The sequence below is a fragment of the Hoeflea sp. Naph1 genome (assembly GCF_046837775.1).
Classification (GTDB): Bacteria; Pseudomonadota; Alphaproteobacteria; order Rhizobiales; family Rhizobiaceae; genus Hoeflea.
Genome location: NZ_CP177286.1, coordinates 3,334,624 through 3,349,073, shown reverse-complemented (window position 1 = coordinate 3,349,073; position 14,450 = coordinate 3,334,624). Strand labels below are relative to the sequence as shown.

The window sequence follows — 14,450 nt, the reverse complement described above, 5'->3', positions numbered from 1 at the left end:
GTATCAGGGGTTCTATTTCTGCCGACGGAGACAGCCATGGACCGCCTTGACCGAAAAATTCTTCGCCTTTTGCAGGAGGATGCCACGCTGGCCGTGGCCGAGATTGCCAAAAAGGTCGGGCTGTCGACCACGCCCTGCTGGCGCCGCATCCAGAAACTGGAAGAGGACGGGGTGATCAAGCGGCGGGTGGCGCTGCTCAATCCGGTTGCCGTCAACGCCAAGGTCACGGTGTTCGTGTCGATCCGCACCAATTCTCATTCCAATGAGTGGCTCAAGCGCTTTTCCGAGGTGATCAGCGAATTCAACGAGGTGGTCGAATTTTACCGGATGAGTGGGGATGTGGATTATCTGCTGCGCGTCGTGGTGCCCGATATCGCCGCCTATGACGCCTTCTACAAGCGGTTGATTGCCAAGATTGAGATTCGCGACGTGTCCTCCTCCTTCGCCATGGAGCAGATCAAATACACCACGGAGCTACCGCTCGATTACCTGGTGCTTTCCAAGGACAACGGTTGAACGGGTTGGTGGTGTCAGCCTCATCGTCCGGAAATCAACCGGTTGATGTCATATGCGGCAATTATGATGTATGATGGGACATAACCGGAGGAACTGACATGAAAAAGCTGCTTGCCGCCACCGCTGCGATTGTTTGCCTGGCAGGGCCCGCCACCGCCGCGGGCGACGACGTGAAGGCCCATGAAAGCGATGCAAGCTTTGCCGATGTCATGGCTGGCATCGAGAACGCCATCGTCAACCGCGGTTATACCATCGATTATCATGGATTTATCGGTGAAATGCTCAAGCGCACTGCCGCCGATGTCGATGCCGAAAAGCCGCTCTACAAGGATGCGGAGTTTGTCAGCTTCTGTTCGGCGGTGATGTCGCGCAAGGTGATGGAAGCCGATATCAGCGATATCGCCTATTGCCCCTATGTGGTGTTCGCCTACGAGGCGGAAAGCGACCCCGGCAAGGTGGTCGTCGGCTACCGGACGCTGCCGAGTGGCGGCCCACGCGATGACGTCAACGCATTGCTCAGCGACATCATCAAGGACGCAGCCGAGGGGTTCTGAACCGTCGATCTGGTCTGGGATGAGGGGATTTGACGAAATGCCTATGCCGGGCGCGGTTTGTTTTTCAGCCGCGTCTGCACCTTGCCGCTCGAAAGTTCGCGAAGCGCATCCCTGCCGATCCAGCGCGCGTTCTTGTCGTCTGAGGTGGCGAGCGTTCGGGCACATTCGAACGCCGGGCCATGAAGGACGATCGAGCGCTTGCCGATCTGTCTCAGCGCCCAATTGACCGCTTTCCGGACGAAATTTCGCGGGTCGGTGGCATGCCGTTCAATCAGCGGCAGGAAAACGAGAAATTCGGCGTCATTGCGTTTCTTGAGATGTACCGCGGCCAAAGCGATCATCGAGAAAGCCGTACGGCGGACGAATTCACGTTCGTCGGCGGCGAATTCCGGGGCAAGCACATCAAGATGACCCGCCTCGACGAAGAGATCGGACGCTTGATCGACGATTTCCCAGCTGTTGAAATCGTGGGCCATGGCGTGGGCGCGGGCCAGGTCGAGGCAATCCGGATCGTCGGTAAACAGTGCCAGTAACCGGGCCTCGCGCCAGCCGCTGTCCCATAGTTCCAAGGCGCGGGTGAGGTTGCGGCCCAGGGTATTGGCGAAGGGCCGCAGAACGGCATTGCTGACGCCAAATGCCTTGTCGGTGTTGATGCCAAAACGGGCCATGCCAGCGCAATTTTCCGCCGAGGCGCGGGCTTCAAGCCACGCCAGAACCTCGGCGGTGGTGTAACCGGCATTGGCCGGGGGCTGGCGTGGCCCCATGTTATTTTTCCAGGCGCGCCAGCAGCGCCGAGGTATCCCAGCGGTTGCCACCCATCGTCTGCACTTCGGCGTAGAACTGATCGACCAGCGCCGTGACCGGAAGCGTGGCCCCGTTGCGTCGGGCCTCGGTGAGGACGATATCAAGATCCTTGCGCATCCAGTCGACGGCAAAGCCGTGCTCATACTCACCGGCGTTCATGGTCTTGTAGCGGTTTTCCATCTGCCAGGAACCGGCTGCGCCCTTGGAAATCACCTCGATCACCTTGTTGATGTCGAGCCCGGCCTTCCTGCCGAAATGGATGCCTTCGGAAAGCCCCTGAACCAGACCGGCGATGCAGATCTGGTTGATCATCTTGGTAAGCTGACCGCTGCCGACGGGACCCATCAGGCCGACCATGCGGGCATAGGTATCGATTACCGGGCGGGCCTTGTCGAAAGTTGCCTCGTCGCCGCCGACCATGACCGTCAATACGCCGTTCTCCGCACCGGCCTGTCCACCCGAGACCGGGGCATCAAGGAAGCCGCACTCCTTGTCCGCACAGGCAGCGGCCAGTTGCTGCGCCACTTCAGCCGATGCGGTGGTGTTGTCGATCAGGATGGCACCTTTCTTCATGCCGTGCAGCACGCCGCCCGAGGCCAGGGTGACGGAGCGAAGATCATCGTCATTGCCGACACAGGTGAACACGAAATCGGCGCCCTTGGCAGCGTCGGCGGGAAGCTCGCAGGCTGTGCCGCCAAACTCCTCAACCCATTTATGGGCCTTGGCTGCGGTGCGGTTGTAGACCCGCAGCTCATGGCCGCCCTTGTTCTTCAGGTGTCCCGCCATGGGGTAGCCCATAACGCCAAGACCGATGAATGCCACTGTTGCCATTTCGTCTATCCTTTTGTCACAAATACACTTTACGCCTGACCTGATAGCACGTTACGTAACCTAGGTCCGGGGCTTGTCAGGAGGGACATAAACCAATGATGCGCATCGTCAAAGGGCTTATCAAGCTGATTCTCTTTGCAACACCGCTTGTGGTGATTGCAGTGGGCGTCGCCATGTTGTGGCTTTCGCGGTCGCAGGCGCCGGTCAGCGGCTCGATGGCGATTGCCGGAATTGGCGGCGAGGTGTCAATCACGCGGGATGAAAACGGCGTGCCGCACATCAAGGCGCCGACTCGCGCCGACGTCGCCGCAGGCCTGGGGGTCGTGCATGCGCAGGAGCGGCTGTGGCAGATGGAAGTCAGCCGCATGGCCGGCAAGGGGCGGCTGTCGGAAATGTTCGGCGAGGCCACGGTTGGAACTGACATCTGGCTCAGGACGATGGCGATCGATGAGGCGGCGGAGGCGTCGTTGGGCGTGATGGACCCCGAGACCATGGCGATGCTGGAAGGCTATGCGCGCGGCGTCAACGCCTGGATGGCGCGCGAACCACGGGCGTTTTCATCGCGACTGCCGCCCGAATATCTGATCCTGGGCTATGAGCCCGAACCCTGGACACCGGCCGACACGCTGATTGCGGTCAAGATGATGTCGATATCGCTTGCGGCCAATCTTGACGAGGAGGCGATGCGGCTGGGTTTTGCGCGGCTCGGCTTTGACGAGACCGAGATGGCTGACCTGCTGCCCTATCTCGACGTTGACAGCCCGCCGCCGATGCCGGATCTGGCACAGTTGCTGGGGCTGGAGGCAGGCGATATCGGCGAAGCTGTCACCGTGGTCGATGCGTCGGCATCATTTGCTGAAATTGACGGCATGCTTGGCACCGGCGCTTCCAATAACTGGGTGATTTCCGGCGATCGTACCGCCTCCGGCAAGCCGATTCTCGCCAATGATCCGCATCTGGGGCTGATGGCGCCATCGATCTGGTATCTGGCACATCTTGAGGTAACGGAAGAATATGACGAGCCGCGGCATCTGGTCGGGGTAACGCTGCCGGGCACGCCGGTTGTTCTTCTCGGGCGCGGCAACGACATTGCCTGGGGTTTTACCAATACCGCCACAGACGCTCAGGACGTGTTCATCGAGCGCGTCAATCCGGACAATCCGGATGAATATCTGACGCCCACCGGCTGGACCGCATTTGGCCAGCAAGAGGAAATCATCAAGGTGCGTGGCGGCGAAGCGCAAAGCTTCATCCGGCGCTGGACCCGGCATGGTCCGGTGTTTCCCGCCAGCTACAAGAATTTTGACAAGCTGCTGCCCAATAACATGGTGGCGGCGCTGCAATGGGTGGCGCTGGCGCATGACGACACTACGGCGTCGATTGCGCCACGGCTGTTTGACATGCGTAGTGTCGAGGACTTCCAGATCGGTTTCGATGTGTTCGTGACGCCGATGCAGTCGATGGTGGTGGCCGACACCACCGGCACTATCGGCTTGGTGGCAGCGGGCAGGGTGCCCCAGCGCGATCCTGCCAACCGGTTGATGGGCCGAGCGCCGGCGCCGGGCTGGAACGCGATCTACGACTGGCGTGGCTATGCGCCCTACCAGGCAGTGCCTCGGCAAACCAACCCCGAAAGCGGGCTCATCGCCACCGCCAACACCAAGATCGTCGGTCCGGACTATCCGCTGCACCTGACGTTTGACTGGGATGAGCCGTACCGGCAGCAGCGGATCGAGACGCTGATCAACGGGGCGGCGGAGCCACAGACGCCGGAAATGTCGCGCGATGTGCAGGCTGACATCTTCTCACCCGCCTTTGCCGAGTTGAAGCCACGCATGCTGAAAATGCTCGAGGGCAAGGCGCTGAGCGACAGCGAACGGCAACTGGCAGACCAACTCGCCCGTTGGGACAGCAGCATGGCGCGTGACCAAGCCGAACCGCTGATCTTCATTGCCTGGTTGCGGCAGGCGATGATCAGGACCTTCGAGGACGATCTGGGCATCACCTTCAGGGGCTGGTTCAAGGCACGCGGCAAGGTGATGGTGCGTCTGCTTGATGGCAAAACCGCGCGCAACTGGTGCGACGTCAAGGGTACGGAAGAAGAGGAAGCCTGCGACCAGATCATGGCCGAGGCGTTTTCCGCAGCCATCGCCGAACTGTCGGAACGCTATGGCGAGGACGCGTCATCGTGGCGTTGGGGGACTGCGCACTACGCCAAGGGCGCGCACCGTCCGTTCAGCGAAGTAGGCCTGCTCAGGCGCTTTTTCAATGTCGAGGTGGAAAGCGGCGGTGGGCCGTTCACGCTTGATCGCGGCCGTACCCAGTTGCAGGATGACGCCGATCCCTACGCCAACACCAACGCAGCGAGCTATCGCGGTATTTTCGATCTGTCAGATCTCGACAGTTCCACCTACATCCAGACCACCGGCCAGTCGGGCAATGTGTTTTCACGCCATTACAGCGATTTTGCACAGACATGGGCCGATGTGCAATCGATCGAGATTCCGGCCACGGATGTGGCTGAGCCGGAAGGAGTGTGGACACTCACGCCTGGGTGAGGTGTGAATTCGGGTGGCCGTTGTGCCAAGCGGATCTGGTTGATATAAACCGATTAGATATCTGGATTGGTGCCGTCGCATGCTGGGCATGCACCCGATTACCTTACACGCCTGCGGACCTTTCTCATTCGGCATCGTGTTCCAGATCCGTGGGCAGGCACAAGCGAGATTGTTATGAGCAACATGGCCTCAATCCCTTTTCATGACGGACACTCCATCCCGCAGCTTGGCTTCGGCATTTGGCAAGTCCCGCAAGAAAAAGCCGCCGTCGCTGTGGAAAGCGCGCTTCGCACCGGATACCGGCTGATCGACGGCGCCTACATCTATGGCAACGAAGTCGGGCTGGGCGAGGGGCTCAAGCGATCCGGCGTTCCCCGTGAAGAAGTCTTTATCACCACCAAGGTCTGGAACGCAGATCACGGTCGCGACAAGGCCCGCGCCTCGGTTGAACGAAGCCTGAAGAATATCGGCGTGGATCAGCTTGACTTGATGCTGATCCACTGGCCGGTGCCGAGTCAGGATCTCTATGTCGAGACCTGGAAGGCGTTGATCGAGATGCGCAATGAAGGGCTTACGCGTTCCGTCGGCGTGTCGAATTTCAACGCCGATCATCTGGCCCGGATCATTGAAGCGACCGGCGAGGCACCGGTGCTCAACCAGATCGAGATCAATCCGCAACTGCAGCAACCGGAATTGCGGGCCGTGTGCGAAGCGCACAAGATCGTGCCGCAGGCCTGGACTCCATTGGGTGGTGGGCACTCCTTCGATGCCAAGCAAATTCAGGCGGCGGCGCAGCGGACCGGCAAGAGCCCGGCGCAAATCATCCTGCGCTGGCACATCCAGCTTGGATATGCGGTGATCACGCGCTCGGTCAATCCCGGCCGTCAGGCCGAAAATCTCGATGTGTTTGATTTCACTCTCACCGACGACGAGATGAGCGCGATTTCGACGCTCGATGTGGGCCTGCGCTGCGGCCCCGATCCCTCGGTGTTCAAAATGATGTAGATCGACCCGTATCGTGACGAACAAACCAAGGCTGCCAAGGGAAGACCCCGATTGGCGGCCTTGATGCATTTTGGCCGGGTGAGTGATCACCGGTCATGTGGTGCAGCGGTTTATGCCGCGTCGACCGCTTGCGCCGGATTGTCGCTGCTTCAGCCCGGTTGCCAGGCCGCTTATTTACCCTTCTGCGCTTCGAGGATGAATTCCAGCAGCAAATTGACCAGGCTGCTGCGGCGGCTCGATGCGGGCCAGACGGCGTAGATGTTGAGCGTCGGCAGCGACCATTCCGGCAGAACCCGCACCAGACGCCCGGCGGCGAGGTCTTCACCGATTTCGCTTGCCGGCAACTTCTGCAAGCCAAGACCGGCCAGAACCGCGGACCGGGCGCCGCTGATCGAATTGACCAGAACCCGCGATTGGTCGGGCTGGATAGTGACTTCTTCCGTGCCCCGGGTGAGGACGAACTTGTCCGGCAACATATCGAGAAGCACGAAATCGCACCGCGCCAGATCCTGCGGAACTGACGGTTTTTCGATGGTCTCAAGGTAGGAGGGCGCAGCGACAAGCCAGCGTTCGAAGGTGCCTATCTTGCGGCTTCTCAGGGTGCTCTCTGGCATGGCCCCGAGGCGGATGGCCATATCGTAACCCTCGGCCACCAGGTTTATCTGCTCATCGCTGCCATGCAGCGTGATGGCCACATGCGGGTAGCGGCGCGCAAACTGCCAGATTGCGCTCTCCTGAAGGCTGTTTGTCAGGAATGCAGGCGCAGTCAGTTTCAGTGCGCCGGCGGGTTCGGCGCTGATATCGGCGATGGTGTCGAGACCTTCCTCCGCCGCCTCGACCATGCGCCTGGCCGACTGCAGAAGCCTTTGGCCGTCGGATGTAAGCGACAGTGCGCGGGTCGAGCGGTGGAGCAGGGTGACGCCGTGGCGGGTTTCAAGCGCTTTCACATGGTGGCTGACCACGGACGTCGACAGGCGAAGCGCGCGGCCGGCGGCGCTGAAACTGCCCGCTTCGGCAACCTTGACGAAAATGGCGAGCGCGCGCAAGTCATCAATCATGGATCACAGCTTTCGGTTTGATGAGATAGTTATTCAAATTTACCCCATCAAGTCAAACAATCGGAATACCCCTATCTTGCGGTGAGAAGAAAGGGAAACCCGATGACACAATCCATCAGCCGCGTTCAAACGCCAAAGGCGAGCCAGTACCTGCAACAACTCTGCAAGCATTTCGGCCACAAGGTGCCGGTTGAATTCGATCCCCTGAACGGCTCCATCAAGTTGCCATTCGGCATCTGCATGCTTGAGGCCCGGGGCGAGGAACTGATCCTGAGCGTCGAGGGCGATGATACCGGCAAGCTGGAGCAGGTAATCGGAAGCCACCTCGAGCGTTTCGCCTTCCGGGAATCGCTCAACGTGACCTGGAACAGTGCCGGCGGACTTTCGCATCCGGAGACAAGACAATGAACAAGCTGAAAACCCTTCTCAATTCGCCGTATGCCTTCTGGCTGCTGCTGGCCTTGCCGGCTTTCGGCCTGATCAACGGTGCGCTGTCGGGCGGGGACCTGGAGCCGTTGCTTCATCCCACCGGGGAATTTTCCGCCCGGTTCATGATCATCGCGATGATGCTCACCCCGTTGCGGATGCTGTTTCCGAAATCCGGCGCCGTGCTGTGGCTGATGCGCCGCCGCCGCTACCTTGGCGTGGCCGCCTTCGGCTATGCCGCGCTGCATACACTCTTTTACGTGATTGACCTGAGCACGCTGTCCGCCGTTGTCGCTGATATCACGAAATTCGGCATCTGGACCGGCTGGGTGGCCTTCGTCATTTTCGTGCCCCTGGCGCTGACATCCAACGATGCCTCCGTCCGCAAGCTTCGCCGCTCCTGGAAGACGTTGCAGCGCTTTGTCTATCCGGCGGCGGTCGCAACCCTGCTGCACTGGCTCTTCGTCCAGAACAGTTTCGGCCCGGCGCTGGTCCACTTCGTTCCGCTGGCAGCGCTGGAAGCCTACCGCATCTGGAAGGTCATGAGCGTCAATCGTCTGGCCGCAGCCGCTTCCGAAACCACTTCCTGACCTCATAGAAGGACCGTTACAATGGTTACCATTGCAGTTACTGCCGCCAGCGGCCATCTGGGCCACGCAATCGTCAAGGCTTTGATCGCCCGCGACGGCACCGATACCGTCATTGCGCTTGCCCGGACGCCGGAAAAGGCAAAGGATCTCGGGGTCGAGGTTCGCCCGGGAGACTATGACGACCGCGCAGGTCTCGAGCGTTCGCTCCGTGGCGTGGATGTCGTGTTGCTGGTCTCGGGCATGAGTGAACCGGATGAACGCATCGGGCAGCATCGAAATGTCATCGAGGCAGCCAAATCTGCCGGGGTGGGCAAGATTGTCTACACCAGCGTGCAGGGGCCTGCTGACGGCACCAGCTTCTCTCCGGTCGTCAAGAGCAACCGCCAGACCGAGCAGGACGTGCGCGAGAGCGGCCTTGAATGGGTCATCGGCCGCAACGGCATCTATATCGAGCCGGACATCGACTATATCGAAAGCTACAAGGCTGCCGGCGAAATCTCCAATTGTGCCGGTAACGGAAAGTGCGGTTACACCACCCGTGCCGAACTGGCCTATGCCTATGCGCAAATGCTGGTCAGCGACGCCCACAATGGCCAAACCTACAATCTGCATGGCGAAAGCCTGACACAGGCGCAACTGGCCTGTCACCTGAACCAGGCCTTTGGCACGTCGCTGGTGTATCGCGCCATGAGCGTCGAGGACTACAGGCAAGACCGGATTGCCGAACTCGGCGAGTTCATCGGCACGGTTATCACCGGCATATATTCGGGGATCCTGGAAGGGGGCTTCGACAACATCAGCAACTACGCCGAAGCAGCCGGCCGCCCGCATCAGGCATGGAGCGAGTACTTCTCCAGGATCAGGTCAGGCGCCCCAACCTGATCATCGCGGACGCTACGCGCAACAGGCAGGAATGGCGCTCAAGGAAACGGTCGAACATTGCCTTGAGCGGTTGCAGGCTTGCTGCGCATTCAAATCAGAACCGGCTTACAGCTTCCGGGCGATGAACAGATGCCCGGTGATCGGCGCGCCTTGTTCGTGGCGGACGATGATGTCGCCGGCCTCGATCAGCTCGAAGCCGGCGGTGTCGAGGGCGACGCGCACATAATCAAGCTGGTGAGCGAAGCGCTGGAAAGCGCCGACGGTATAGGGGCGGCCGTCGAATTCGATTTCTGGCAGGGTTTCGCTGGAAAAACAGAACAGGGCGCGCGGTGCCGAATTCTTCGCTGCGGCGGCAAACAAGGGTTCGAGCGCACCGAGATAGGGCAGCACATCGGTGGCAGCGATCAGGTCGAACGGCTCGTCGTCGTTGTCGTCGAGATAGTCGACCGCATCGGCGACATAGAGCGTGTCGTAAAGGCCCTTTTCATGGGCGATCTCGACCATGTTTTCGGCCAGGTCGATGCCGGTGGCGTCGTCGACCATCTCTTCCAGCGCGCCGCCGGTGAGCCCGGTGCCGCAGCCAAGATCGAGCATACGCTCGAAGCTGGTGTGGCCGAGTTCGATCAGCCGCTGCCTGAGCAGCATCGGCACATGATAGCCCAGATCCTCGACCAGCACCTTGTCAAAGACTTCGGCGTGCTGGTCAAACAGGGTGGTGACATAGGCTTCGGGCGCGCGTTCGGGCACTTCACCGCGCTTCATCGAGGCCAGTCGCACCGCAGCGCCGCCGTGATCTTCAGGATCAAGGATGAGAACTTCGGCGTAAGCCTTTGCCGCGGAATCGAAATCGCCGGCCTTTTCGAGCTTCAGCGCGCGATTGTAGGCCTCGGCAAGGACATCGTCTTCGGTCTTGGCCATCAAAGCCTCCTGTTGGGATTTGGCGCTGGTATCGGCCAAAGCCTGGCGCACCGCAAGCCCGAAATGGCCCGTGGTAGGGATGTCCGGCGTTACGCCCTACCGCTTGAGGTGGCGGGTCAGGCGCTGTTCGAGCACGTGCCAGATGTTGCGCAGTGCTTCGACGACGATGAGATAGAGTACCGCCGCCCAGATATAGGTCTGGAAATCGAAGGTGCGGGAATAGGCCCGCCGGGTTTCACCCATCAGGTCGAACACGGTAACGATGGCGACAATCGCCGACCCCTTGATCATCAGGATGATCTCGTTGCCGTAAGGCCTGAGTGCGACGATCATGGCCTGAGGCATGATGATCAGGCGAAAGGTCTGGAACTTGGTGAGGCCAAGGGCTGCAGCGCCCTCGTGCTGGCCACGCGAGACACTTTCGATGGCACCGCGCAGGATTTCCGCCTGATAGGCGGCAGTATTGAGCGTGAAAGCGAACAGCGCGCAGTTCCAGGCGTCCCGAAAAAAGCCCCAGAGCCCGACTGCCTCCAATTCTTCACGGAAGCTGCCGAAGCCATAATAGATCAGGAACAGTTGGGCGATCAGCGGAGTGCCGCGGAAGAAATAGACATAGCCATAGGCAAGCGAGGAGACGACCTTGTTCGATGACATCCGCCCGAACGCAATTGGCACCGACAGGAGTGCCCCCAGCGAGATTGAAATCCCCACCAGGATCAGTGTCGTGCCCAGCCCGGCGATGAATTTCGGGCCGTAGGTGGTGACCTTGTCGATGTCCCAGGCGTCGATCAGCCACAGCACCAGGGCAATGCCGCCGACGATCCAAAGACCCAGCATTGACGCGCCGAAGATCTGCATCCGGGTCCAGCGGAAGGCGCTGGCGGGGGGCGCCGGTTGCGGCGGAATCAACGTCTCGACGGCGCTCATTGGCTTACTCCGGAACGGCGAACGCGGGTTTCGATCTTGGAGAATGCAATCGACGAGACCATCGCCAGCGAGAGATAGAGTAGGCAGGCGATGCCGTAGAAGAAAAAGGCTTCCTTGGTGACCTTGGCGGCGACACCGGACCAGCGCAGCGTGTCGCCGAGCCCGATGACCGAGATTAGCGCTGTGTCCTTGAGCAGGATCATCCAGAGATTGCCGAGCCCGGGCAGGGCGATGCGCACAAGTTGCGGCAAGATGATCAGCCGCATGGTCTTGCCGCTGTGCAGGCCAAGAGCGTTGCCGGCCTCGTACTGGCCCTTGGGGATTGCCTTGAACGCCGATGACAGCACTTCCGAGGCATAGGCAGAAAACACCAGCGACAGCGCCACCGTGCCGGCGACAAAGGAATTGATGTCAAAGCCGCGCTCGTAGCCGAGCGCCAGCGCTACCTCGCGGACGGCAATCTGCAGCCCGAAATAGATCATGAAAATGGTCAGAAGCTCGGGCAGGCCGCGAAAGATGGTGGTGTAGATATTGGCGGCTATCTTGAGCGAGCGCACCGCGCTTTGCTGCGCCAGCGAGAGAAACAGGCCGATCATCAGCCCGATCGGTAGCGTGCACAAGGAGAGTGTCAGAGTGACGAAGAACCCTCTGGCCACCTCGTCGCCCCAGCCGGTGTCTCCGCACGACAGAAGCGAACTCTCTGGCAACAGGTTGAGAAAGCCCACCGGTCCGCAAAATGGATCGAGCAGGGATACCAGCGCATAAAGCTGTTCTCCCAGCGATACCGTTGATTCCATGCCATCCCCTGTTCATGCCGCGTTGATCGCGGTCTTGAAGCGAAAACGGCGGACGAAATTCGCCCGCCGTTTCGTCAGTTGATCATATCAGTGGATCAGGTCCGGTCATTCGCCGTAGACATCAACGTCAAAATACTTGTCGTTGATGGTCTTGTAGGTTCCGTTCTCACGGATTGCGACGATTGCGGTATTGAACATGTCGCGCAATTCGGTCTCGCCCTTGCGGATGGCGATGCCTGCGCCTTCGCCATTGATCACCAGATCCGGAGTCAGTGTGCCGAGCAGCTTGCAGCAGGCGCCGTCATCGGTTTTCAGCCATTCGCCAAGCACGATAACGTCGTCGATGACCGCGTCAATGCGGCCCGAGCCGATGTCCAGCTTGTACTCGTCGGGTGTCGGGTAAAGCTTGAGTTCGGCGGAGGGGAGCTTTTCCTCGGCATAATTGGAGTGTGTGGTCGATGACTGCGCGCCCAGCATCTTGCCCGCGAGTGCCGCATCGGTGGCCTCGGTGATCGTGCTGTCCTTCGGCACGGCGATGGCTGGCGGGGTGTTGTAGTACTTGTTGGTGAAGTCGACCTTTTCCTTGCGCTCTTCGGTGATCGACATCGAGGCGATGATGGCGTCGAACTTGCCCGAAAGCAGCGCCGGAATGATGCCATCCCAATCCTGGGTGACAAATTCACATTCGACCTTCATCTCGTCACACAGCGCCTTGGCGATATCGATGTCGAAGCCGACCAGGCTGCCATCGGATTCGAGATTGTTGAATGGCGGGTAAGCGCCTTCCGTGCCGATGATGACCTTTTTGATTTCGCTGTGGCTGGCGGCGTGTGCCGCGCCCATCGAAACGGCCAATGCGACGGCCGAGACTGCCAGGGCGATACGTCTGGAAATATGCATAAGAGTCCTCTCTGTTGACGGGCTTGCGGATTATTGTTCCGCATTCCGCTTGCTCGCGGGTGTTGCATTCCGCGCTGGAGGGATACTCCCACTGTTTTGTCGACCATTGCAATAGGAAATGGAGGCTTACCAAAGGTCAGGGCAGGTAAGGCTGTTGATATCATTCCGGCAACCGCCCAAACGCGCCGATCTGCATGGTGCCGCGGGTGAAATCAGCGGACAAATTGATTTTCAACAATGGACCGAACCCGCTGGATTCGGGGCAAGTGAATTCTGCGAAGTTTACTTTCTCAGCAAGGAGCCATCATGCTCAGCTCGTCAGAGCCGGCAAGCATGCGGCGACACTCTTTATGCGGTTGGTTCGACTGCAGGGGCCGCAGCCGCAACACTGCGTTCCACCTTTAGCACGTAAAGGGCTGCGAAAATGCCGAATATGGAAGATACCAGCATCACCAGGATGAGCGGGTAGGGGCCGGTCTCCGCTGACAGGATGGCACCTGCCAGCGAAGCCATCGCCGCACCGCCGCCGATGATCATCGCGCCGCCCATTCCCGAAGCAGAGCCAGCCAGCTGCGGCCGGACACTGACAATGCCGGCGTTGGCACTGGGCAGGGTGATGCCGTTGCCGAGGCCGACCAGCAGGATCGGGCCAAAGAACGAGAACGGATGCCATAGGCCCGCCAGAAACAGAACAAGCGACAATATCATCCCGGAGGTGGCAATCAGGCCGCCGCTGACCATCATTCGATTGATGCCGATACGGCTGGCATAGCGGCCGGATATGAAGTTGCCGCCCATGTAGCCGACCGCGACAAACACCAGATAGAAGCCCAATTCGCTTGGTGTCATGCCGAGAATTTCGGTGGCGACAAACGGGCCGCCGCCGAGAAAGGAAAAGAATGCCCCGGAGGCGAAGGTCGCGGTCAGCGTGTAACCCCAGAACCTGCGCGAACGGGCCAGTTCCGGATAAGCGCCAAACTGCCTGAGCATGCTTTTCGAGCGGTGCTGATTGGTCTCGCCCAGGTCGGCGGCGGCGAGCGCCAGCACGGCAAGACCGGCCAGAAACAGCGCCACGAAGGTCGACTGCCAGCCGAACATCTCGTCCAGCACGCCGCCGAGCGCCGGCCCGAGCATCGGCGCAATCGTCATTCCCATGGTTACATAACCGATCATCGACGCCGCCTGGTCGGTGTCGACCACATCGCGGATGATGGCGCGCGACAGCACCAGGCCGGAAACCACGCTGGCCTGGAGCATGCGGATGACAAGAAAGCTCTCGACTGTCGGCGCAAGCGGGATCAAGGCCGTGGCGACAAGGAAAATCACCAGGCTGATCAGCATCACCGGGCGCCGGCCATAGCGGTCGGACAACGGCCCGATCAGCAGTTGCAGGATGGCGGTAAACCCGAGATAGCCGGAGACCGCCAGCTGTACCAGCGCGTAATCCGTGTGGTAGTGGGTGGCGATTCCGGGCAGGGACGGCAAGAACAGGTTCATGTTCAACGCGCTCAGTCCGGATATCACCACCAGGGTAACAATATGCGGCGGCGTCGCGCGGTCGAGAAATTTGGAATTGTTCATGGGAATCGTCTTGTGTCCTCATGCACCGCGTTGCAAATGTAATCAGGAATGTCGAGATCGCCAATTCTTTGGGCCCGTGTGGCCTATGCGATGATATTGGTTC

General features: G+C 60.0%; 15 protein-coding genes. 7 read left to right on the top strand and 8 right to left on the bottom strand.

The window, feature by feature from the left end:
- Positions 1-36 precede the first annotated feature (36 nt).
- Both ACK6D9_RS16105 and ACK6D9_RS16100 read left to right on the top strand, forming a co-directional pair.
- The gene (locus tag ACK6D9_RS16105; protein WP_322987631.1) at positions 37-516 is read left to right on the top strand and encodes an Lrp/AsnC family transcriptional regulator; all 480 of its coding nucleotides are present in this window, start codon (positions 37-39) and stop codon (positions 514-516) included.
- Positions 517-614: 98 nt separating this feature from the next.
- Positions 615-1,070, top strand: coding sequence for a DUF302 domain-containing protein (locus tag ACK6D9_RS16100; protein ID WP_412049265.1), 456 nt, complete (start codon positions 615-617; stop codon positions 1,068-1,070).
- Between the two features lie 41 nt (positions 1,071-1,111).
- Here ACK6D9_RS16100 and ACK6D9_RS16095 read toward each other — a convergent pair whose 3' ends face one another.
- Both ACK6D9_RS16095 and ACK6D9_RS16090 read right to left on the bottom strand, forming a co-directional pair.
- Positions 1,112-1,834, bottom strand: coding sequence for a DNA alkylation repair protein (locus ACK6D9_RS16095; protein ID WP_412049264.1), 723 nt, complete (start codon positions 1,832-1,834; stop codon positions 1,112-1,114).
- 1 nt (position 1,835) lies between these two features.
- Complete coding sequence (locus ACK6D9_RS16090; RefSeq protein ID WP_412049263.1) at positions 1,836-2,705, bottom strand: NAD(P)-dependent oxidoreductase; 870 nt, start codon at positions 2,703-2,705, stop codon at positions 1,836-1,838.
- A gap of 95 nt (positions 2,706-2,800) precedes the next feature.
- Between ACK6D9_RS16090 and ACK6D9_RS16085 the strand changes: the two genes are divergently transcribed.
- Together ACK6D9_RS16085 and ACK6D9_RS16080 are read left to right on the top strand one after the other, a co-directional pair.
- Positions 2,801-5,263, top strand: coding sequence for a penicillin acylase family protein (locus ACK6D9_RS16085; protein ID WP_412049262.1), 2,463 nt, complete (start codon positions 2,801-2,803; stop codon positions 5,261-5,263).
- Positions 5,264-5,446: 183 nt separating this feature from the next.
- A complete protein-coding gene (locus tag ACK6D9_RS16080) occupies positions 5,447-6,268 on the top strand; it encodes an aldo/keto reductase (protein WP_412049261.1) in 822 nt (273 codons plus the stop codon).
- A 170-nt stretch (positions 6,269-6,438) separates the two neighbouring features.
- Here the strand turns inward: ACK6D9_RS16080 and ACK6D9_RS16075 are convergent, their stop codons facing one another.
- Positions 6,439-7,326 carry a LysR family transcriptional regulator gene (locus ACK6D9_RS16075; protein ID WP_412049260.1) on the bottom strand — a complete coding sequence of 296 codons (888 nt, stop codon included), beginning with the start codon at positions 7,324-7,326 and terminating at the stop codon, positions 6,439-6,441.
- 102 nt (positions 7,327-7,428) lie between these two features.
- Here ACK6D9_RS16075 and ACK6D9_RS16070 point away from each other — a divergent pair, with 102 nt between their 5' ends.
- From ACK6D9_RS16070 to ACK6D9_RS16060, 3 genes are read left to right on the top strand one after another with little or no spacing between them, the layout of a single operon-like run.
- Positions 7,429-7,734 (top strand): DUF2218 domain-containing protein, encoded by a 306-nt coding sequence (locus tag ACK6D9_RS16070; protein WP_412049259.1) that lies wholly within the window; start codon positions 7,429-7,431, stop codon positions 7,732-7,734.
- Positions 7,731-8,342 (top strand): sulfite oxidase heme-binding subunit YedZ, encoded by a 612-nt coding sequence (locus ACK6D9_RS16065; RefSeq protein WP_412049258.1) that lies wholly within the window; start codon positions 7,731-7,733, stop codon positions 8,340-8,342. The genes ACK6D9_RS16070 and ACK6D9_RS16065 overlap by 4 nt, the downstream gene beginning before the upstream one ends.
- A 21-nt stretch (positions 8,343-8,363) precedes the next feature.
- A complete protein-coding gene (locus ACK6D9_RS16060) occupies positions 8,364-9,224 on the top strand; it encodes an SDR family oxidoreductase (RefSeq protein ID WP_412049257.1) in 861 nt (286 codons plus the stop codon).
- Between the two features lie 105 nt (positions 9,225-9,329).
- On the opposite strand, the gene ACK6D9_RS16055 is transcribed toward ACK6D9_RS16060, so the two are convergent.
- From ACK6D9_RS16055 to ACK6D9_RS16035, 5 genes are all read right to left on the bottom strand, one after another.
- Positions 9,330-10,142: a class I SAM-dependent DNA methyltransferase gene (locus ACK6D9_RS16055; RefSeq protein WP_412049256.1), complete on the bottom strand. Its 813-nt coding sequence runs from the start codon at positions 10,140-10,142 to the stop codon at positions 9,330-9,332.
- 96 nt (positions 10,143-10,238) lie between these two features.
- Positions 10,239-11,069 carry an ABC transporter permease gene (locus tag ACK6D9_RS16050; protein WP_412049255.1) on the bottom strand — a complete coding sequence of 277 codons (831 nt, stop codon included), beginning with the start codon at positions 11,067-11,069 and terminating at the stop codon, positions 10,239-10,241.
- Positions 11,066-11,866 (bottom strand): ABC transporter permease, encoded by an 801-nt coding sequence (locus ACK6D9_RS16045; protein ID WP_412049254.1) that lies wholly within the window; start codon positions 11,864-11,866, stop codon positions 11,066-11,068. The genes ACK6D9_RS16050 and ACK6D9_RS16045 overlap by 4 nt, the downstream gene beginning before the upstream one ends.
- A 105-nt stretch (positions 11,867-11,971) precedes the next feature.
- The gene (locus ACK6D9_RS16040) at positions 11,972-12,766 is read right to left on the bottom strand and encodes an ABC transporter substrate-binding protein (RefSeq protein ID WP_322987619.1); all 795 of its coding nucleotides are present in this window, start codon (positions 12,764-12,766) and stop codon (positions 11,972-11,974) included.
- 348 nt (positions 12,767-13,114) lie between these two features.
- Positions 13,115-14,347, bottom strand: coding sequence for a multidrug effflux MFS transporter (locus ACK6D9_RS16035; RefSeq protein ID WP_412049253.1), 1,233 nt, complete (start codon positions 14,345-14,347; stop codon positions 13,115-13,117).
- Positions 14,348-14,450: the final 103 nt, after the last annotated feature.

Bases quoted from the DNA above. Each gene is read 5' to 3' on its own strand.
- ACK6D9_RS16085 (WP_412049262.1), top strand. From the start codon at position 2,801: ATGATGCGCATCGTCAAAGGGCTTATCAAGCTGATTCTCTTTGCAACA.
- ACK6D9_RS16080 (WP_412049261.1), top strand. From the start codon at position 5,447: ATGGCCTCAATCCCTTTTCATGACGGACACTCCATCCCGCAGCTTGGC.
- ACK6D9_RS16055 (WP_412049256.1), bottom strand. From the start codon at position 10,142: ATGGCCAAGACCGAAGACGATGTCCTTGCCGAGGCCTACAATCGCGCG.
- ACK6D9_RS16065 (WP_412049258.1), top strand. From the start codon at position 7,731: ATGAACAAGCTGAAAACCCTTCTCAATTCGCCGTATGCCTTCTGGCTG.
- ACK6D9_RS16075 (WP_412049260.1), bottom strand. From the start codon at position 7,326: ATGATTGATGACTTGCGCGCGCTCGCCATTTTCGTCAAGGTTGCCGAA.
- ACK6D9_RS16105 (WP_322987631.1), top strand. From the start codon at position 37: ATGGACCGCCTTGACCGAAAAATTCTTCGCCTTTTGCAGGAGGATGCC.
- ACK6D9_RS16040 (WP_322987619.1), bottom strand. From the start codon at position 12,766: ATGCATATTTCCAGACGTATCGCCCTGGCAGTCTCGGCCGTCGCATTG.
- ACK6D9_RS16100 (WP_412049265.1), top strand. From the start codon at position 615: ATGAAAAAGCTGCTTGCCGCCACCGCTGCGATTGTTTGCCTGGCAGGG.
- ACK6D9_RS16095 (WP_412049264.1), bottom strand. From the start codon at position 1,834: ATGGGGCCACGCCAGCCCCCGGCCAATGCCGGTTACACCACCGCCGAG.
- ACK6D9_RS16045 (WP_412049254.1), bottom strand. From the start codon at position 11,866: ATGGAATCAACGGTATCGCTGGGAGAACAGCTTTATGCGCTGGTATCC.
- ACK6D9_RS16070 (WP_412049259.1), top strand. From the start codon at position 7,429: ATGACACAATCCATCAGCCGCGTTCAAACGCCAAAGGCGAGCCAGTAC.
- ACK6D9_RS16060 (WP_412049257.1), top strand. From the start codon at position 8,364: ATGGTTACCATTGCAGTTACTGCCGCCAGCGGCCATCTGGGCCACGCA.
- ACK6D9_RS16090 (WP_412049263.1), bottom strand. From the start codon at position 2,705: ATGGCAACAGTGGCATTCATCGGTCTTGGCGTTATGGGCTACCCCATG.
- ACK6D9_RS16035 (WP_412049253.1), bottom strand. From the start codon at position 14,347: ATGAACAATTCCAAATTTCTCGACCGCGCGACGCCGCCGCATATTGTT.
- ACK6D9_RS16050 (WP_412049255.1), bottom strand. From the start codon at position 11,069: ATGAGCGCCGTCGAGACGTTGATTCCGCCGCAACCGGCGCCCCCCGCC.